The sequence below is a fragment of the Spongiactinospora rosea genome (genome assembly GCF_003315795.1).
In the GTDB taxonomy this organism is placed as follows: Bacteria; Actinomycetota; Actinomycetes; order Streptosporangiales; family Streptosporangiaceae; genus Spongiactinospora; species Spongiactinospora rosea.
This window is the reverse complement of the sequence record NZ_QMEY01000038.1, coordinates 34895-55014: the sequence shown is the minus strand read 5'-3', so window position 1 is coordinate 55014 and position 20120 is coordinate 34895. Positions and strand designations below refer to the sequence as shown.

14 protein-coding genes are annotated in these 20120 nt (G+C 73.1%); 11 read left to right on the top strand and 3 right to left on the bottom strand.

Annotation, left to right across the window (positions count from 1 at the left end):
• Window positions 1–404 precede the first annotated feature (404 nt).
• From DP939_RS42430 to DP939_RS42410, 5 genes are all read left to right on the top strand, one after another.
• Window positions 405–896 carry an ATP-binding protein gene (locus tag DP939_RS42430; protein WP_158578978.1) on the top strand — a complete coding sequence of 164 codons (492 nt, stop codon included), beginning with the start codon at window positions 405–407 and terminating at the stop codon, window positions 894–896.
• Window positions 889–1122: a hypothetical protein gene (locus tag DP939_RS42425; RefSeq protein ID WP_147268359.1), complete on the top strand. Its 234-nt coding sequence runs from the start codon at window positions 889–891 to the stop codon at window positions 1120–1122. Before DP939_RS42430 ends, DP939_RS42425 begins: the two co-directional genes overlap by 8 nt.
• Before the next feature lie 138 nt (window positions 1123–1260).
• Window positions 1261–2400: a serine hydrolase domain-containing protein gene (locus DP939_RS42420; protein WP_113986508.1), complete on the top strand. Its 1140-nt coding sequence runs from the start codon at window positions 1261–1263 to the stop codon at window positions 2398–2400.
• 53 nt (window positions 2401–2453) lie between these two features.
• Window positions 2454–5558, top strand: a complete 3105-nt coding sequence (locus tag DP939_RS42415) for a BTAD domain-containing putative transcriptional regulator (RefSeq protein WP_113986507.1) — start codon at window positions 2454–2456, stop codon at window positions 5556–5558.
• Window positions 5559–5615: 57 nt separating this feature from the next.
• Window positions 5616–6680 (top strand): cobalamin-independent methionine synthase II family protein, encoded by a 1065-nt coding sequence (locus tag DP939_RS42410; RefSeq protein ID WP_113986506.1) that lies wholly within the window; start codon window positions 5616–5618, stop codon window positions 6678–6680.
• Between the two features lie 23 nt (window positions 6681–6703).
• Here the strand turns inward: DP939_RS42410 and DP939_RS42405 are convergent, their stop codons facing one another.
• Window positions 6704–7672: an aldo/keto reductase gene (locus DP939_RS42405; RefSeq protein ID WP_113986505.1), complete on the bottom strand. Its 969-nt coding sequence runs from the start codon at window positions 7670–7672 to the stop codon at window positions 6704–6706.
• Window positions 7673–8124: 452 nt separating this feature from the next.
• Here DP939_RS42405 and DP939_RS42400 point away from each other — a divergent pair, with 452 nt between their 5' ends.
• The 6 genes from DP939_RS42400 (at window position 8125) to DP939_RS42375 (ending at window position 17811) form a co-directional block, all read left to right on the top strand.
• Window positions 8125–9207, top strand: coding sequence for a sensor histidine kinase (locus tag DP939_RS42400; RefSeq protein ID WP_158578977.1), 1083 nt, complete (start codon window positions 8125–8127; stop codon window positions 9205–9207).
• A gap of 174 nt (window positions 9208–9381) precedes the next feature.
• Window positions 9382–12075 (top strand): class III lanthionine synthetase LanKC, encoded by a 2694-nt coding sequence (lanKC, locus tag DP939_RS42395; protein WP_113986503.1) that lies wholly within the window; start codon window positions 9382–9384, stop codon window positions 12073–12075.
• Between the two features lie 5 nt (window positions 12076–12080).
• Entirely contained in the window at window positions 12081–12212 is a 132-nt protein-coding gene (locus DP939_RS42390) for a SapB/AmfS family lanthipeptide (protein WP_113986502.1), read from the top strand.
• Between the two features lie 81 nt (window positions 12213–12293).
• Complete coding sequence (locus DP939_RS42385) at window positions 12294–14051, top strand: ABC transporter ATP-binding protein (protein ID WP_225878882.1); 1758 nt, start codon at window positions 12294–12296, stop codon at window positions 14049–14051.
• Window positions 14048–15736, top strand: coding sequence for an ATP-binding cassette domain-containing protein (locus DP939_RS42380; RefSeq protein WP_113986501.1), 1689 nt, complete (start codon window positions 14048–14050; stop codon window positions 15734–15736). Before DP939_RS42385 ends, DP939_RS42380 begins: the two co-directional genes overlap by 4 nt.
• Complete coding sequence (locus tag DP939_RS42375; protein ID WP_113986500.1) at window positions 15736–17811, top strand: prolyl oligopeptidase family serine peptidase; 2076 nt, start codon at window positions 15736–15738, stop codon at window positions 17809–17811. Before DP939_RS42380 ends, DP939_RS42375 begins: the two co-directional genes overlap by 1 nt.
• Here DP939_RS42375 and DP939_RS42370 read toward each other — a convergent pair.
• Window positions 17734–18339 (bottom strand): response regulator transcription factor, encoded by a 606-nt coding sequence (locus tag DP939_RS42370; RefSeq protein ID WP_113986499.1) that lies wholly within the window; start codon window positions 18337–18339, stop codon window positions 17734–17736. The genes DP939_RS42375 and DP939_RS42370 overlap by 78 nt on opposite strands.
• Before the next feature lie 138 nt (window positions 18340–18477).
• Window positions 18478–20031 carry an alpha/beta hydrolase gene (locus DP939_RS42365; protein ID WP_113986498.1) on the bottom strand — a complete coding sequence of 518 codons (1554 nt, stop codon included), beginning with the start codon at window positions 20029–20031 and terminating at the stop codon, window positions 18478–18480.
• Window positions 20032–20120: the final 89 nt, after the last annotated feature.

Sequence of the window (20120 nt, the reverse complement as noted above, 5' to 3'; positions counted from 1 at the left end):
CGCGGCGGCGGCGCTCGGCGTGGAGCAGGCGGGCGACGTGGCGGACGAGTGCGTGGGGGACGTCGAGCATGGCAGGATAGGGGATCACGTGGGGCTTTCTTGGTAGTGGATCTTGTGGTGAGACCTCTTCTACCGGAAGCTCCACGTCTTATTTGGGCTGCGGTGTTTTGTCCGCGTGTCTGCCTGTGCGTCCTTGCATGTGTCCCAAAAACACCCACTGTCCGATCTATTTAGGCTGAGAAAACGTCAATGAAAGAGCATAGACCAACGCCGCGACCGATATTCCCCGGTTGGCGGGAATTGGCGGGCCGGGCCTGCCGTCATGGTCGGCCGACGATCATTCGATTTACAGCAATTAACCGGATATTCCGAAAAATTCAGAAAAGCGCGACGGAGGTGACATCGTGGACATCCGCTCCTGTGAGCTGGAAGGGGTGATGCAGGCCCCCGGCCTGGCCAGGGAGTTCGTGGCCAAGGTGCTGCCCGATCATCCGCGCCTCGATGACCTGCGGCTTCTCGTCTGCGAGCTGGTGACGAACTCCGTGCTGCACTCGCGTTCCGGGCTTCCCCCGGAGGGCGGGCTCACGGTCATCGTCGCCCGCGCGGCCTCGTACGTCCGGATCGCGGTCGTCGATGAGGGGACGGCGGGGGAGGGGGGACCGCGTGTCCGGGAAGCGGCCGAGGACGCCGAGTCCGGGCGCGGGCTGACGCTGGTCGCGGCGCTGGCCGACACCTGGGGGCACCGCCGGATGAGCCGTTGCCGGACCGTGTGGGTGCAGGTGAACGACGATGCCCCCGGCGGAGAGCGTTCCGAGCCGGTGCGGCCACCTGCCGGTGACCACCTCGTGCCCGCCCGCATCCCCTGGTACCCCGTTGAGCGCGGCGTGCATGGATGAGCTGACGCCGACCGAGCGGGCACACCTCCACGCCCTCGATGTCACCTTCCCGGGCTGGTTGATCGACGTGCGGAACGGCACCTGGTGGGCGGCCAAACGTACCGTCCCGACCCTGGAGCAGCGGGCCGCCGGGGTGGTGGATCGGTTCGCGCGCCCTGGGCCGGTGGAGTTGTGCGCCGCACTGGGGCAGCAGATCGCGATCCTCGCCCGCATGGGAGCGGCCTGAGAGCACCCGGCCGCTGGTTCTTCCCCACAGACCAGCGGCCGGGGTTTCCCCACCGCGCGTCAGTGCCGCGTCAGACGCGCGTCACCGGAGCGGGCCATCGTTGCCGGCATTCACGAAATCGCAGGAAGGGATCGCAACATGACCGGCTCCAGGGACAGAGTCCAGGACGCGCTCGACCGTTCGGTGGCCGAGCTCGGTGTCGTCGGCATCGTCGCCCATGTTCAAGACGAGAGCGGCACCTGGTTCGGCGCGGCCGGGGTGGCAGATCGGGAGACGGGCCGGCGGCGTGAGCCGGTGGACCGGTTCCTGATCGGCAGTGGCGGCAAGGCGTACACCTCCGCCGCCGTGCTGCAACTGGCCGCCGAGGGCAGGCTGAGCCTGGACGACACGGTGGAGAAGTGGCTGCCCGGCGTGGTCAGCGGCAACGGCAACGACGGAAGCAAGATCACCGTCAGGCACCTGATCGGCCACACCAGCGGCCTGTGGGTGACGGGCTTCGACGCGGACATGGTACGGGCCCTGCACACCAGGGCCGGGTTCGCCGAGCACCGTCACTACGTCTGGACCGTTGAGAAGCTGCTGGAACTCCAGATGTCCCAGCCGCCCATCTTCGCGCCGGGCGAGAGCTTCGCCTACACCAACGGCGGCTACCACCTCGCCGGGGCGATCATCGAGAAGGCGACCGGGAACGCCTACGAGGAGGAGGTCGAGCGTACGGTCATCCGGCCGCTCGGGCTCACCGGCACCTATGCGCGCCCCCTGGCCGAGCCGGGCATCCGAGGTCCGCACGCCAGGGCGTACTCCAGGATGTTCATCAGGGATGATGTCGATCCGTCGATCCTGAACACCGCCAACTACGAGTCCTACCTCCAAGGGCCCGAGACCGACCCCGTCGATGTCACCGATGCGACGTCCTTCGGATGGGCCGCGGGCAACGTCGTCTCGACCACCGGCGACATGCTCCGGTTCACCAGCGCGATGATCTCCGGCACGCTGCTCCCGCCCGCCCAGCATCGCGAGATGTGGACCACGGTCCCGACCAGGGACTGGATTCCCAACACGCGCTACGGCACCGGCGTGTCGGAGTGGACCCTGGCCGACGGCGGGACGCTGCACGCCGTTGTCGGAATGCAGACCGGCTCCGCCAGTTTCACCCTGGGCGCGCCCGGCGGCACGCGTCTGGTCTCGGTGAACCTCAACTGCGACTGGAACTGGGCCCCGGCCCTCGATCTCGTCATCGAGGCGGCGTTCGGCTCGCCGTTCTTCGCGCAGCCCTAGCCGGCGAGCGCCCCGCTGCCACAGCGACCGCATTCTGACGTCATAATGACGTCATGCGAGTGGCACTGCTTGGACCGGTACGGGCGTACGCCGACGATGGGGCCCCGATCGACGTCGGCGGCCCCATGCAACGCGCCCTCCTCGCCCGGCTGGCGCTGTCCGCCGGGCAGGTGGTGGCGGCCGGTTCGCTGATCGACGCCCTGTGGGGCGAGCACCCGCCCGCGGACGCGGGCAAGGCCATGCACGCGCTCGTCTACCGGCTGCGCAAGGCCCTCGGCGAGCCCGCGCTCCTGGAATCGGCGGCGACCGGCTACCGGCTGAAGATCGACCGGACGGACGTGGACGGCGACCGGTTCGAGGAACTGGCCGCCCGTGGCCGCCGGGAGCTGGCCGCGGGGTCCGCGCGGCAGGCGGCCGCATCGCTCCGGGAGGCGCTGGCGTTGTGGCGGGGGACCGCCCTGGCCGATGTCGCCGACGCGCCGTTCGCCGGTACGGCGGCGGCCCGCCTGGCGGAGTTGCGGCTGGCGGCCGCCGAGGACCGGTTCCAGGCCGAACTCGAACTCGGCCGCCACGCCGAGATCCTGGCCGACCTGGAGACCGAGGCCGCCCGCCACCCGCTTCGGGAACGGCTCGCCGCGCTGCGGATGCGCGCCCTGCACGCCGCCGGGCGCCAGGCCGCCGCGCTCGACGTGTTCGAGCAGGTCCGCCGTACTCTCGCGGACCAGCTCGGCGTCGATCCCGGGCGGGAGGTACAAGAGGCACATCTCGCCGTGCTCCGAGGGACCCCGGCCGCGTCCCCCGGCCGGCTGCCCGCCCGGCTCACCGGCTTCGTCGGCCGCGACGACGAACTGAGGCTGCTCGCCGAACTGATGGAATCGGCCCGGCTGATCACCATCGCCGGGCCGGGCGGGGCCGGAAAGACCCGGCTGGCCGTCGAGGCGGCCGGTCGGCACCGCACGCACCGCCGCGGCCGTGCCTGGCTCGTCCCGCTGGCCGCCGCGACCACGCCGGAGGAGGTCGCCGACGCCGTGCTCGGCGCGCTCGGCCCGACAGGAGCCGCCGCCCGGCCCATCGGCCCGATCGCCGACCTGCTCGGCGGCGGCGAGGCGCTGCTCGTCCTGGACAACTGCGAGCAGGCCGCGGCGGCGGTCGCCCGGTTCGCGGGGCGGTTGCTGGAGCGGCTGCCGCACCTCACGATCCTCGCCACCAGCCGGGAGTCCCTTGAGGTCATGGGCGAGGCGGTCTGCCGCCTCGGCCCGCTGCCGCTGCCCCTGGCACACGCCGGCCACGTACGGGCCGCCGACTCGCCCGCCGTGCGGCTGTTCCTGGACCGCGCGGCGGCGGTACGGCCCGGCTTCGCGCTCGACGAGGGCAACGTGCGGGACGTCGTGGACATCGTGCGGCGGCTGGACGGCCTGCCCCTGGCGCTGGAGCTGGCCGCCGCGCGGCTGCGTACGATGAGCCCCGGTCAGATCGCCCGGCGGCTCGACGACCGGTTCCGGCTGCTGGCCTCCGGCAACCGCACGGCCCAGCCGCGCCAGCAGACCCTGCACGCCGTCATCGACTGGAGCTGGAACCTGCTCACCGATCAGGAGCGGGCCCTGGCCCGGCGGATCTCGTTCTTTCCCGCCATGACGGGCGCCGCCGCCATCGAGGCCGTGTGCGCCGGCCACGACCTGCCCGAAGCGGACGTCCCCTACGTGCTCGACTCCCTGGTCGGCAAGTCCATCGTCGAGCGGACGGCCGACTCCTACCGGATGCTGGAGACCATCCGCGCCTACGCGGCCGAACGGCTCGACCAGGCCGGTGAGCGGGAACGCACCCGGGATCGGTTCACCCGCCACTTCGCCGCGCTGGCCGAGGAACTGGAGCCGCTGTTGCGCTCGGACCGCCAGGCGGAGCTGCTGCGACGGTTCGCGTCGGAGTACGACAACCTCATCGGGGCGCTGCGCATCGCCATCGACGTCCGCGACGCGACCACGGCGGCGCGGATGCTCGGCTCGCTGTTCTGGTACTGGGACACCCTCCGGTACGACGGGCGGGCCAAGGCGTACGTGCGCAGGGTGCTGGAGTTCGGTGACGCCCTGCCCGCCGACGCGCGGGCCGCCTGCACCGCAATCCACCTGATGGCGGGGGAGGGCGGGCCCGTCACCGACCCCGAGCGGGTCCGCGCGGTCATCGACGACTGCCGGCGCACCGGCGCGCTGGAGCGGTACCCGATGCTGCCGACGCTGACGCTGATGACGGCCCACCTCCTCGGCATGGACGAACTCGTCGACCAGGAGCTGGCCCGCACCCGCGCCGGCGCGGACCGCTGGGCCATCGCGGGCACCCTGGTCGTCCAGGCCGTACGGCGCCGCGAACGCGGCGACTGGCACGGCAGCGCGGCCCTGCTCCAAGAGGCCCTGCACATCTACGAGGAGACCGGCGACCAGTGGTGGACCGCCACCTTGCTGGCCGGTACGGCCCGCCCGCACAGCGTCGCGGGCGACACGGACCGCGCGATCGCCGCGTACGGGCGCAGCATCGCCCTGGTCGCAGCGCTCAGCCCGCACGAGACGATCGCCCACCGGCTCGGCCTGGCCACCGAACGCATGCGCGCGGGCGACACCGCCGCGGCCCTGCGCGACATCGAGACCGCCGAACGGGCGGCCTGGGAGTCCGGCCGCCCGGAGCTGGAGGTGGAGGTGCTGTTCGCGTTCGCCGACCTGCATCACCGCCAGGGCGAGATCGAGCGATCCGACCGGGTGCTCGACCAGGTGGAGCGGTCGGCCCGGGAGATCCCGCTGCCGGAGCAGGCGATCGACTCCCGGCTGGTCCTGGCCAGAATGGCCAACCTGCTGGCCCGTGGCGACGCCGCGGGTGCCCGCGAACTGCGCCCCCGGTCGCTGGAGGCGGCGTACGCCCATCTGGACCCGGCGCTGGCCGCCCAGCTCGGGGCCGGGCTGGCGCTGCTGGAGGGCGACCCGCGGCAGGCCGCCGTCATGCTGGGCATGAGCCAGGCCATCCGGGGCGCCTTCGATCAGGGCGACGCCCTGCTGCGATCCCTCGCCGCCCGGCTCACGGACGAACTCGGCCAGGCGGGCTACGAGCAGGCGTACCGGGAGGGTGCCGGGACGCCCCGCGACGAGGCCGCCGAACGGCTCGCCCGGCCCTGAGCGCGAGCGAAATAGTCGGTAATTGCCTCGCCACATATAGTGATCTACGCTCGCGCCATGGGCATACCCACCGAACCAATCGGTAGCATCCCCCGCCCCACCGCCCTCCTGGCCGCGATGGCCGATCACGCCGCCGGGCGGATCGCCGACGACGAACTGGCCGCGTGGCAGGCGGAGGCGGTGGCCGACACGATCGCCCGGCTGGAAGCGCTCGGCAGCCCCGTCGTCGTCGATGGCGAGCAGGCCAAACCGAGCTTCGCCACCTATCCGCTCAGCGGGCTCGCGGGCCTGGCCCCCGACGGCGTGGTCATCCCGTTCGCGGACGGGCACACCCGCCGGCTGCCGAGGCTGACCGCGGGCCCGTTCCGCTACGCCGTGCACGCCGTGACCTACCTGAACGCGGCCAGGCGGCACACCCGGCTGCCGGTCAAGCAGGCCGTCATCGCCCCCTCGGCGCTGAGCCTGCTGTATCCGGCCGAGCCGCTGGACGGATACCCGCGCAAGGCGTTCCTGGACGACCTGACCGCGGAGGCCGAGGCCGACATCCGGGACTGCCTCGCGGCCGGCGCCCACGCGGTGCAGGTCGATTTCACCGAAGGACGCCTGGCGCTCAAGCTCGACCCGAGCGGCGGCGTGCTGGACGACTTCCTCGCGCTCAACACCCAGGTGCTGGAGCGGTTCGACGCGGACGACCGGGCCAGGATCGGCGTGCACACCTGCCCGGGCGGCGACCACGACTCCACCCACAGCGCCGACGTCGACTACGCCGGGCTGCTGCCCAAGCTGCTGGCGCTGCCGGTCGGCAACTTCTACGTCCAGCTCGCGAGCGAGCCCGACCCAGGGCGGGTGCTGGGCATCATCGCCGAGCATCTGCGGCCCGGCGTGCGGGTCTTCGTCGGGGTGACCGACCCGATCGACCCCGTGGTGGAGACCGCCGAGCAGGTACGCGACCGGGTGCTCGCGGCGGCCCGGCACATCCCCGTCGATCAGCTCGGCACCTGCGACGACTGCGGGTTCTCACCGTTCGCCGACGACGTCTCCACCTCCCGCGAGACGGCGTTCGCCAAGATCGAGGCCCGGGTCCGGGGCACCGCCCTGGCCGCGCAGGTCCTCGGCGTCTGACGACGACCGCACCCCGTATGTCCTCAGATGCGGAAGGGGCGCGGGCGGTACGGCTCGGCGAGGTGGGCGAGCTCCTCGGCCGTGAGGGTGAGGTCGGCGGCGGCCACGGCGTCGTCCACGTGCCGGAGCTTGGTCGCGCCGATGATCGGGGCTGTCACGCCCGGCTGGGCGAGCAGCCAGGCCAGCGCCACCTGGGCGGGCGGCACCTCGTGCTCGCGGGCGACCTCGGCCACCCGGTCCAGGATCGGGCGGTCGCCCTCGGGGTCGTAGAGGGCGTCGATCCGGGCGTCGCTGTCAGCGCGCGCGGTGGTCGCCTCCGGGCTGCCCGCGCGGGCCAGCAGGCCCCTGGCCAGCGGGCTCCAGGGCAGCAGGCCGACGCCCTGGTCCAGGCAGAGCGGGTTCATCTCCCGCTCCTCCTCCCGGTAGAGCAGGTTGTAGTGGCCCTGCATGGTGACGAACCTGGTCCAGCCGTTGCTCTCGGCGGTGTGCTGGGCCTTGGCGAACTGCCAGGCGTACATCGAGGAGGCCCCGATGTGGCGGGCCTTGCCCGCCTTGACCACGTCGTGCAGTGCCTCCATGGTCTCCTCGATGGGCGTGTGGCGGTCCCAGCGGTGGATCTGGTACAGGTCCACGTAGTCGGTGCCCAGGCGGGTCAGGGAGGCGTCGATCGAGGCGAGGATGTGCTTGCGGGACAGGCCGCGGTCGTTGGGGCCCTCGCCCATGGGGTAGTAGACCTTGGTGGCGAGCACGTAGTCGTCCCGGGACGGGAAGATCTTGCGGAGCAGCCTGCCGGTGACGCGTTCGCTCGCGCCGCGGCCATAGCTGTCGGCGGTGTCGAAGAAGGTGATCCCGGCCTCGGCGGCGTGGCGCACGATGGGCTCGCTGCGCTCCTCGTCGAGCACCCAGTCACGGCTCGCGTCGCCGTAGCTCATCATGCCCAGGCAGAGGCGGGAGACGCGGGTACCGGTGCTGCCGAGCCGAGGGTGTTCCATGCTCCCCGATCCTATCGGCGGCCACGATGATGATCTACGTCTGGTCGGCGGCGCGGTATGCGATATCGCAAGACACAAGCTGAGTTTCCCTATTTCGGTCCCTTTAGGGAGCGATGCCGACGGCTCTACCTGCGGCTTCCCGTTCCGGTCCGGACGGCGAAGCCGCAGGCGGGATTGGCTTTACAGAATCTGTTAGATCCGCAGGATTGGAGGAAGGATGTCCCCGTTCGCGCAGCCCGCCGACTCCCATGACCCCCGGCGGCGGGTCGCGTAGCGGTGATCTTGCCAGAATGTGCGTCCGGCGGATACGGCTGCACGAGCCTTGTTGGGATGCGATGGAACGAATGCGTGGGAGTCGCGCGCCGCGCCCGGCGCCACTTCGGCGGCTGGGGACCTTCCTCCGGCGCCGGCTGCCGGTCCTGCCGCGGTTACCCGAGCCGTCACCCGCCCGGTTGAGCGGGCTGGCGCTCGCCGCCGGGATATCGGGCCTGATCGGACGGGTCCTGGCGGGTGCGGCGACGGCGGCGGGGCAGGATCCGATGGTGTGGCCGGTGGTCGCGATGGCACTGCCGGCCTTTCTGTTGCTGCATGTGGGAGCGCTCCATCGAGCATTCTCCGGACGAGGCGTGCCATGGTGGGTGCTCGGGGGGCAGGTGGCGCTCACCTATCTGCCGATGCCCCTCGCCGGCCCGGCCTGGGCCCCGATGTGCGGGCTGCTGGCCGGGGCGGTGTTCATGGCGGCGGGACTGCGGCGCTCACCGCTGCTACTGGCGGCGGCGTGCGCCTGCGGTCCGGCGCTGCTGGTCGTGCCCGGCCATGGGAGCGGGGTCTGGGCGGCGGCGGTGCCGATGGTCGGCGTGGCGGAGTACGCCCTGGTGTCGCTGGCGGTGCGGGCGCGCCGGCTGGCCGCCGAGCAGAGCGAGACCGTACAGCGGGCGGTCGGCCTGGAGCGCCGCCGCTTCACCCGCGACCTGCACGACCTGGTGGGCCACCGGCTGGCCGTGCTGGTGCTCAAGATCGAGCTGACCCAGCGGCTGTACGACGACGGCGACCAGCGGGTGCGCGACGAGATCAAAGAACTGCTGGACCTGGCCAGGAACCTCACGGGCGACGTGCGCTCGGTGGCGCACGGGCTGCGCGCCTCCTCCCTGGAGACCGAACTGAGCTCGGCCCGCGCGGTGCTGGAGTCGACCGGCGTGCGCTGCCAGATCAAGGTGACGTGCCGCAGGCTGCCGGCCGAGGCCACCGAGGTGCTGGCGTACGTGCTGCGCGAGGGCGTGACGAACATCCTGCGGCACACCCGGGCCAGGGAGTGCGCGATCCAGCTCGTCGAGCGGGACGGGCTGGTCCGGCTGTCCATGACGAACGACGGAGTGCTGCCCCCGTATCGCCGCAACAGGGGGGAGACCAGATCCGGCGGCAACGGCCTGCCTAATCTGAGTGAGCGGGTGTCGGAGCTGGGGGGATGGCTGGACGCCACCACTGGTCAAAGGGGACTTTTCCGGCTTGCCGTATATTTCCCGAGAAACCTCTAGCACTCCCTCTGCATCGCCATTTATCGTGAAATGCATTGGCCATTTGTGTGAATCTCACATAGACCCGTGAAGGAAATCTATCCTAGTAATGTGACCTGTAACTAGACGAAACTAGCCATCGTTCGCCATTGTTTCTTATGTAAACGAAGCGATCGGAACGGGAGGCCAGGGGCGATGGACCAGTACGAGCTCTACTGCCTCGCGGACCCCCATTTCTACGACACGCTGCCGCAGTCCGGCGCCCAGGGCGCCGACTTCACCGCCAGCGGCCGGCCGGTCCCCGAAGGCTGGGCCCACCAGGCGACCGACACCTGGATGTACTACGCCCCCACCGGAGAGCCGCCGCTGCCCGCCCAGGGCTGGAAGATCCACGTCTCGGCCCGGGTGGACGACGCCGAACGCGCCCTCGCCGCCGTCTGGGACTACTGCGTCCCGCGCGGCATCGCGTTCAAATTCCTGCGCGGCGCGCCCGTCGTCATCATGCTCAACTCCAAGGCCGCCTCCCGGGCCTCCAGCGGAAAGCTGGTCACCATCTATCCCCGGGACGAAGCCCGCCTCGAACTCATCCTCAAAGAGCTGAACGAGCTGCTGCACGGCGTGACCGGCCCCTACATCCTGAGCGACCTGCGCTACGGGGAGGGCCCGCTGTTCGTCCGGTACGGCGGCTTCGCCGAGCGGCACACCCTGTCCGGCGCGGGCGAGCGCGTCCTCGCCATCGAGGACGGCGACGGCCGCCTGGTGCCCGACGTGCGCAACGCCGTCTTCGGCGTCCCGCCCTGGACCACGCTGCCCGCGTTCCTGGAACCGCACCTCGCCGCCCGCAACGCCGTGACCACCACCGACCTGCCCTACCAGGTCGAGAACGTGCTGCACTTCTCCAACGGCGGCGGCGTCTACCTGGCCAAGGACACCCGCACCGGCGAGCGGGTGGTGCTCAAGGAGGCCAGGCCGCACGCGGGGCTCGACGCGGCCGGCCGGGACGCGGTCGCCCGCCTCGCCCACGAACGCGACATCCTCGCCCGCTTGGCCGGGCTGCCCGCCGCACCCGCGCTGATCGACCACTTCGCGCTCGGCGAGCACTGGTTCCTGGTCATGGAGTTCATCGACGGCAACCCGCTGCAACGCAAGCTCGTCCAGCGCTACCCGTTCACCCGCGCCGACTGCGAGCCCGAGGACGTGGCCGAGTACACCGGCTGGGCCCTCGCCACGCTGGAGCGCGTGCAGGACGCGGTGGACTCGCTGCACGAGCGCGGCGTCGTCTTCGGCGACCTGCACCCCGACAACATCCTGATCACCACCGACGCGGAGACCGGCGAAGAGCGGGTCGTGCTCATCGACTACGAGGTGGCCACGCTGGCCGGGGAGGGCGCCCGCGCCGCGCTCGCCCACCCCGCCTTCAGCGCGCCGCCCGACCGGCAGGGCGTCGAGGTGGACGACTACGCGATGGCCTGCCTGCGGCTGGGGATGTTCGCCCCGCAGTGCACGATCATGCTGCCGCTGCACCGCGCGAAGGCCCGCCACCTGGGCGCGCTGGTGACCGAGACGTTCCCGGTGCCGCCCGCCATGATCGACACGGCGATCAGCGTCATCGAGGGCCGCGCCGGCGACCGTACCGGGGCAGAGGGCGGTACGGCCGGCGGTGACCCCGTCACGGCCTCCCCACTATCCAAAGTGCCGGGCGGCGAGGACTCCATGGACGGGCTGCCGATGCCCGGGGCCGCGTCCTGGGACGAGTTACGCGAGGCGATGGGCCGCGCGATCGTCGCCGCCGCGACGCCGGAGCGGCAGGACCGCCTGTTCCCCGGTGACATCGCGCAGTTCCGGCCGGGCCGCGGGCTGAGCGTCGCGCACGGCGCGGCCGGCGTCCTGTACGCGCTCACCGAGGCCGGCCTGCCGACCGACCCCGCGCACCACGACTGGCTGCGCGCCCGCGCCAAGGACCCCGAACCGGGCTCCGGCCTCGGCTTCTACGACGGCCTGCACGGCGTCGCCCACGTACTGCACCGCCTCGGGCACCGATCCGACGCCCTGGACCTGCTGGACGTCTGCCTCCGCGAGAAGTGGGAGGACCTGGAGCCCGCCCTGTCCACCGGCCTTTCCGGCATCGGCCTCAGCCTGATGCTGCTCGGCGAGGCCACCGGCGAGAGCGAGCTGACCCGCGCCGCCCACCGGGCCGTGGACATCTGCGCCGAACGGCTGGGCGGACCCGAGGACGTACCGGAGATCAGCGGCGGGACCAACCCAAGGGCCGGGCTCATGCACGGCGCGAGCGGCCCCGCGCTGCTCTTCCTCGCCGCCCACCGGCGCACCGGCGACCCCGCGCTGCTCGACCTCGCGGGCACGGCCCTCCGCCAGGACCTGCGCCGCTGCCGCCGCGCCGCCGACGGATCACTCCAGGTGAACCAGGGCTGGCGGCTGCTGCCCTACCTGGACGAGGGCTCCGTGGGCATCGGCGTGGTGCTCGCCGAGTACCTCGCCCTGCGCGAGGACCCCGACCTCGCCACCGAACTCGCCGCGCTGCGCACGGTGGCGCGCTCGGGCTACTTCGTCCAGCCGGGGCTCTTCACCGGCAGGGCCGGGATCATCGCCGCGCTCGGCGCGGGCCTGCGCGGCCCGGACGCCGGCGAGGGCCCCGACCCCCTCATCGACCGGCAGGTGCGCGGGCTCGCCTGGCACGCGCTGCCCTACCGCGGCGGCCTCGCCTTCCCCGGCGACCAGTTGCTGCGGCTGTCCATGGACTTCGCGACGGGTACGGCGGGCGTGCTGTTCGCCCTGGCCACCGTGATGTCCGGGCGCCCGGTGCGCCTGCCGTTGCTTTCGGCCGCATCCCCGCGGCCGGTCGGACACGAGTATGGGAAGGAGGTGTAAAGCACATGGTTCTTCTCGACCTGCAGGGCATGGAGACCCCGTCGAGCAGCGACGTCGCCAGCGGCGGCAGCACGCTCACGGTCCTGAGCTGCCACTCCGGCCGCCCGAGCCACCTCAGTGTCGCCCTCTGCCACTGATCGGCTGCTCAAGCCCCCGGGCGGCCCGTTAACGGGCCGCCCGGTCCTTTCCCATGATTCTACGCGCGTCAGGAGGCGTTTGTGGAGGCCGAAGAGGTGAACACCTCGAACGCCTTGGAGACGCCGGATTCGCGCGCCGGTGATCGCCTGGTGGCGGCCACCGTACGGCGGGGCGGGCCCTGGCCCGCCGTGCTCGCCGTGGCGGCCGTCACGGGCGCCGTCTGTGAACTGGTGCTTCCTTTCGCCACGGGCCTGACGATCGACGGCTTCGTCACCGCCGCCCCCGGCCGCACGACCTGGCTGGCCGTCTGCGCCGCCCTGGTGACCGGCATCGTGGTCTGCGAGGCCGCCGCCGTATGGGCCAGGGGCGCGACCGGCGCGCACGCCTCGGCCTGGCTGCGCCGCACGCTGGTGCGGAGCATCCTCGGCGCGGGCGACGCCATGCGGTCCCGGTTCGCCGAGGGCGACCTGGTCACCCGCGCGGGCCTGAACGCCGAAGAGGCCGGACGCGCCCCCGAATCGCTGGTCGGCGGCCTCGCGCTGACCGTGCCGACGGTGGGCGGCCTGGTCGCGCTCACCCTCATCGACCCCCTGCTGACCATCGCGCTCGTCGCGGGCATCGCCCTGGTGCTGCTCGTGCTGCGCGCCTTCATGCGCGCCGGCACCGCCATCGCCGCCGGCTACCAGGACGCCCAGGGCCGCATCGCGACCGCCCTGATCGACGCGCTGAACGGCGTGCGGACCATCGCCGCCGCCGGTACCGAGCAGCGCGAGACCGCCCGCGTCCTGGCCCCGCTGCCCGCTCTGCGCGCCTGCGGCATGGACCTGTGGCGGGTCACCGCGGGCGCCGGGGCCAAGGCGGGTGTGCTGGTACCGGTCGTGGAGGTCGCCGTGCTCGCCGCCGGTGGCCTGCGGATGGCCGCCGGTGAACTGACCGTCGGCGAACTGTACGCCGCCGCGAGGTACGCCGTGCTCGGCCTCGCGCTCAGCACGGTGCTCGGTTACGCGGGCGGCCTGGCCCGGGCCCGTTCGGCGGCCGGGCGGGTGGCCAGCGTGCTCGCCGTGCCACCCGTCCGTCACGGGGATCGCACGCTCCCGCCGGGGCCCGGCACGGTGGAGTTCCACGGCGTGGCCGCCCCCGGCCTGGACGTCGGCGACCTGGTGATCGACGGCGGGTCCACCACCGCCGTGGTCGGCCGCTCCGGGGCGGGCAAGTCGCTGCTGGCCGCCCTCGCCGGGCGGCTGACCGACCCCGAGCGCGGCACGGTGACCCTGGACGGCGTCCCGCTCACCGACCTCTCGCGGGCCGAACTGCGGCACGCGGTCGGGTTCGCCTTCGCCCGCCCCGTCCTGATGGGCGGCACGGTGTCCGAGGCGATCGGCCTGGGCGCGGACGACTCCACCACGCGGGCGGCGGCCCGCGCCGCCTGCGCCGACGAGTTCATCCGCCGCCTGCCCCGGGGCTACGCCACGCCCGTGGCCGAGGCCCCGCTGTCCGGCGGCGAACGCCAGCGGGTCGGCCTGGCCCGCGCCTTCGCCCAGGCACATCGCCTGCTCGTGCTCGACGACGCCACATCCAGCCTGGACACCGTGACGGAAAGGCGGGTGAGCGAGGCCCTGGCCACCGGCACGGCGGCGCGCACCCGCCTCATCGTCGCGCACCGGCCCGGCACCGCCGCCCGCGCCGACGACGTGATCTGGCTGGAGGACGGCCGCGTACGCGCCCGCGGCACGCACCGCGAGCTGTGGGCGGACCCCGCGTACCGGGCCGTCTTCCAGCGGCATTCGCCGCCCGCCGAGACCCCGCGGACGGCCGTGCCGGAGGAGGCGGTCACGTGACCCCGGCGCGGCTGCTGCGCGACGTCCTGCGGCGCCACCCCCGGCGGCTCGCCGAGATCGCGGGCTGGTCGGTGCTGGAGACCGCGCCCGCGTTCCTGGTGGGCTTCGCGGTGGCCCGCGCCATCGACGACGGGTTCGCGGCGGGCCGCCCGGCGACCGGCCTGGCCTGGCTCGCGCTGCTCGGCGTGGCCTGGGCGGCGGCGGCCGTAGGCGCCCGCCAGGTGGTCCTCGCCGTCGCCGGGATCGCCGAACCGCTGCGCGACGAACTGCTCGCCCACGTCGTCACCGGCGCGCTGCGCCGCGCCTCGGGCGCCTTCCAGGCCCCGACGGAGGCCGGCAGCGCCGCCGTGGCGCGGGCCAACCTCCAGGTCGAACTCGCCAGGGACGCCTTCGCCGCCGTCGTCACCATCGTGCGCGGCTTCGCGTTCACCCTGCTCAGCGTCACCCTCGGGATGCTCACCCTGCTTCCGCAGGTGGCCCTGCTGGTGCTGCCGCCCTTCGTCGCGGGCCTCACGCTGTTCCTGATCTCGCTGCCCGCCCTGGCCCGGCGGCAGCGCGCGTTCCTGCTGGCCGACGAGCGGACCGCCGAGGAACTGGCGGGCCTGGCCGGGGGGCTGCGCGACATCGCCGCCGGAGGCGCGCAGGACCTGGTCGCCGCCCGGGCCGAGGGCCGGGTGGAGGAGCAGTCCGCCGCCGCCCGCGCGCTGGCCAGGGTCACCTCGGCCCGTACGGCGGCGCTCGCGGTGGGCGGCTGGCTGCCGGTCGTACTGGTCCTCGCCGGTACGCCGTGGCTGCTCGCCAACGGGGCCGCGGCCGGGGTCATCGTCGGCGCGCTCGCCTACGTCACCCAGTCGCTCGCGCCCGCGCTGAACGGGCTGGTGGAGGGTGTGGCGGTGAGCGGCGTACGGCTGGCGGTCTCCCTGGACCGGATCCTGCGGTCGGCGCCGCCCGCCGTACCGGTGGCCGCCGATGAGCCGGACGGCCACGCCGTGGAACTGCGCGCGGCGACCTTCGCCTACGGCCCGCACGCCGAACCGGTCGTGGACCGCCTGGACCTGCTGATCCCCGAGGGCGACCACCTCGCCGTGGTGGGGCCGAGCGGCGCGGGCAAGTCCACCCTCACCGCGCTGATCGCCGGGATGCTCCGCCCGGACGCGGGCGCGGTGCTGGTCGGCGGCGTCCGCGCGCACCTGGCGGCCCGCCCCGCCCGGGTGCTGATCCCGCAGGAGGCGTACGTCTTCCGCGGCCCGCTGCTGGAGAACCTCACCTACCTCGCCGACGCCGATCGGGCGCAGGTCGAGCGGGCGGTGGCCGAACTCGGGGCCGAGGCGCTGGTGACCCGCGTCGGCGGCTATGACGCCGAGGTCGATCCCGGGGCGCTGCCCGCTGGGCAGCGCCAGCTCATCGCCCTGGTCCGCGCCTACCTGAGCCCCGCGCGGCTGGTGATCCTGGACGAGGCCACCTGCCACCTGGACCCCGCCGCCGAGGAACGGGCCGAACTCGCGTTCGCCGCGCGCGGCGGCACTCTGGTCGTCGTCGCCCACCGGCTCTCCTCGGCGCTGCGCGCCCGGCGCGTGCTGCTCATGGACGGCGGGCGGACCTGGCTCGGCACGCACGCCGAACTCGTCCGCGCCGCCCCGCCGTACGCCGATCTGGTCGGCCACTGGGAACCGGAGTATGCCTGATGCGATATCCCCCCGCCGAACGCCTGCCGATCATCGACCACCTGCACGGGCAGCGCATCCCCGACCCCTACCGCTGGCTGGAGGATCCCGGCGACCCGGCCACCGTCAGGTGGCTGGCCGAGCAGGACGGCCTGTGCCGCGAGGTGATCGGCGCGCTGCCCTCCCGCGAGCGGTTCCGCGCCCGGCTGGCCGAACTCGGCGCGGTCGGATCGGTCACCGCGCCGGAGTGGCGCGGCCCGCACGCCTTCACGCTGCGCAGGTCGCCCGGCCAGGAGCATCCGGTGCTGTGCCGGGACGGCGCGGCGCTGCTGGACCCGATGCGGCTCGACCCGACCGGCCTGACCACCCTGGACGCCTGGCAGCCTGACCCCACGGGCAGGCTGGTGGCCTACCAGCTCTCCCGGCGCGGCGACGAGCGGGCGACCATGCACATCATGGACGCCGATACCGGAGACCCGGTGGACGGCCCGATCGGCGGCTGCCGGTACTCCCCGGTGGGCTGGCTGCCCGGCGGCTCCGGGTTCTACTACGTCCGCTTCCGGCAGGGCGTCTACCTGCACACCCTGGGCACGCCCGCGGAGAAGGACGAGCTCGTGCTGACCGCGGGCGACGGCTTCTCCTACGGCCTGGGCATCAGCGCGGACGGGCGCTGGCTGATCGTGTCGGCGGCCCCCGGCCCCGGGACGCCGAACGACCTGTGGCTGGCCGACCTGTCGGCGGGCGGCGAGCCGGAGTTCCGGGCGGTGCAGACCCGCGCCTCGGGCGCGCGGGCTGTGGCGGCGGTCGGCCGCGACGGCCGCCTGTACGTGCTCACCGACCGGGACGCGCCGCGCGGCATGCTCTGCGTGGCCGACCCGGGCCGCCCGGCGGAGCTGTCGGTGCTGATCCCGCAGGACGAGGAGGCGGTGCTCGGCGCGTTCACCATCCTGGACGGGCCGGAACTGGCCGCGCCGGAACTCCTCGCCGTGCGGATCAGGCACGCGGTCGGCGAGATCGGCGTGCACGACCTCGCCACCGGCGAGCGGCTGCGCCTGGTGGAGATCCCCGGCGGCGGGACCATCGGCTCGCTCACCGCCCGACCGGAAGGCGGGCACGAGGCGTGGTTCACCTACACCGACGCGGTCACCCCCGCCACCGTGTGGCGCTACGACGCCCGCGAGCGCGCCGCCACGCTGTGGGAAAGCCCTCCGGGCGGGGTGCCGATACCCCCGGTCGAACGCCGCCAGGTCTCCTTCGCCTCCGCGGACGGCACACAGGTCCGCATGATCGTGGTCGCCCGGCCGTCACCGGACGGGCGGCCCCGCCCGGCGATCCTCACCGGCTACGGCGGCTTCGGCGTGCCGCTCACCCCCGGGTACGCCGCCGACTCGCTGGCGTGGGTCGAGGCCGGGGGAGTCCTGGCCGTGGCGCACGTACGCGGCGGCGGTGAGGAGGGCGAGGTCTGGCACCGCGACGGCATGCGCGAACGCAAGCAGAACTGCTTCGACGACTTCGCCGCCGCCGCCGAGAAGCTGGTCGCCGACGGCTGGACCACGCCCGACCGGCTCGGCATCTGGGGGGAGTCCAACGGCGGGCTGCTGGTCGGCGCGACGCTGACCCAGCGGCCCGACCTGTTCGGCGCGGCCGTCTGCGCGGCCCCCATCCTGGACATGGCCCGCTACGAGCGCGGCGGCCTCGGCCCGGCCTGGCGCGCGGAGTACGGCACCGCCGACGACCCGGAGGAGCTGGCCTGGCTGCTGGCCTACTCGCCCTACCACCGGGTGCGGTTCGGGACCCGCTACCCGGCCACGCTGTTCACCGTCTCGGCCGCCGACACCCGCGTCGATCCGATGCACGCCCGCAAGACCTGCGCGGCCGTGCAGTGGGCGACGGCGGGCGACGGGCCGGTGGTGCTGCGCCACGAGCCGGACGTCGGCCACGGCGCGCGGGCGGTCAGCCGTTCGGTGGCGCTGGCCGCCGACGCGCTGGCCTTCCTCTCCGCCCACACCGGGCTGGACTCAGATCCACCCGGACTCGCGGGCGATGCGGATGGCGTCGATGCTGCTGCGCGCGCCGAGCTTCGCCCTGGTCTTTGACAGGTAGTTGCGTACGGTCCCCTCGGACAGGAAGAGCGTGGCGGCGATCTCGGAGATCGACGCGCCGTCGGCGGCCGCGCCGATCACGTCGAGTTCGCGCGGGGTGAGCGGGGAGTCGGGAGTGGCCATCGCGGCGATGGCGATCTCGGAGTCGATCACCCGCTCGCCGTTGGCCACCCTGCGGATGGCGTCGGCGAGCCGGTGCGGCGGCGCGTCCTTGGCCAGGAATCCGCGTACGTGGGCGTCCAGCGCACGGCGCAGCGTGCCCGGGGTGCCCACGCCGGTGAGGATCAGCACGCCGCACTCGGGTAAGCGCTCGTGCAGCGCCTGGGCGGCGGCCAGGCCGTCCATGCCCGGCATCGCGATGTCGAGCACCGCCACGTCCGGCTTGGCGGCCGTCGCCGCCGCCACCACCTGATCGCCTCTGTCCACCTCGGCGACGACCTCGATGTCGTCCTCGTAGGCGAGCAGGGCGACGATCGCCCCGCGCACCAGATCCATGTCCTCGGCGAGCAAAGTTCGGATCACTGGGTTCCTTGCGCTCCGGAGGGGTTACTTTCCGGCTTTTAATACTGGCTGATCCGGCACCCCAAGAAAAGCGGCCATGCGCGCCCGCCTTTCTCTTTCAGGATTCGCGGCGGATCGGGGAGCGCGCCGAATGCCGTTTCAGCCGCACCGGGTGCCGTCCTTGGGCACCTCACCGGCCAGCAGGAAGCCGTCCACGGCGCCGCGCAGGCAGGTGTCGCCGGAGTCGTAGGAGCCGTGGCCCTCGCCTTGCAGGGTGACCAGTACGCCGGTGCCGAGTTCCCTGGCCAGGGCGGGCGCCCAGGCGTACGGAGTGGCCGGGTCGCCGGTGTTGCCGAGCACCAGGATCGGCGGCGCGCCGGGGGCCGCGACCTCCGCGGGCGACTCACCGCCCGGCACCGGCCATCCGGTGCACTGCATGATTCCCCACGCCATCGACTCACCGAAAACGGATGAGGCGTTGCGGAATTTCGGCATCGCCTTCTCCACATCGGCCGCGGTGTGCCGTTCGGCGGAGTCGACGCAGGTGATGGCGGTATTGGCGGCCATCAGATTGGAGAAGTGGCCCTGGTCGTCACGGCCGTTCTGCGCGTCGGCCAGGGTGAGCAGGATCGTGCCGTCGCCCTGTTCGGCCATGGCCAGGCCCTGGGTGAGCGCGGGCCACAACTGCCGTGAGTACAGGGCGGTGGCGACGCCGGTCATGCCGAGCGACTGGCTGAGTTCGCGGCCGAGGCCGGTGCGCATCGGGTGCTCGTCCAGGCGGTCCAGCAGGGCGCCTACGTCGGCGACGATCTGGTCGGCGGACTTCGCGCCCTGGGAGCCGGCCGCCCGGCTCGGCGGGCAGAGCTGCGGGCCGTCCTTGGCGCAGTCGGTCGCGTAGCTGGTGAGGGCGCGCTGGAAGGCGGCGGCCTGCTGGAGGCCGAGCGACGTCTTGTCGATCTTGGTGTCCACCGCGCCGTCCAGCACCATCCGGCCGACGTTGCGCGGGAAGTTGTGCGCGTAGACGGCACCCAGCTCGGTGCCGTAGGAGATGCCGAAGTAGTCGAGCTTGCGGCTGCCCAGCGCGATCCGCAGGCGGTCCATGTCGCGGGCGGCGTTCACGGTGCCCACATGCGGCAGCAGCCTGCCCGAGCGCCGCTGGCAGGCCGCCACCAGGGCGCTCTGCTCGCGCTCGAAGGCGGCGACCTCGGTGGGGGTGTCCGGGGTGGACTCCGTCTGCTGCACCGCGTCGATCCGCGCGTCCTCCAGGCACTTGACCGGGGCGCTCAGCCCGACCCCCCGGGGGTCGAAGCCGATCAGGTCATAGCGGGTGTTCAGGTTCTTGAACCGGGGCGCGGCCTGGGCCAGCGTCTCCACGCCCGAGCCGCCGGGACCGCCGAAGTTGAACACCAGGGAGCCCAGCCGGTCGCCGGGGCCGGTCGCGGGGATCTTGATCAGGGCCAGCTCGATCGTGTCGCCGCCCGGCTTGGCGTAGTCGAGCGGGACCTTCAGGCGGGCGCATTCGGCCTTGGCGCCCGACGTCGGCGCGGGGGCGGCGGTCTCGTCGCCGCTCGTGGTGGGGCCGATGGCGCAGGCCGTCCATTCCAGCCCGGAGACCGGTCCGTCGGACCCGAGCGCGACGTCCCCGCGCTGCCCGGCGCATCCGGTGGCGGCCGCCAGGACGCCTACGGCGACGATCGGACCTGCCCACTTCATGGCGCCCCCCAACACACGCTGACTTCGGGGGACATCACCACCCTAACGGTCCGTACAGCGGACACATGGTGACGCGCCGAAAACAGCAG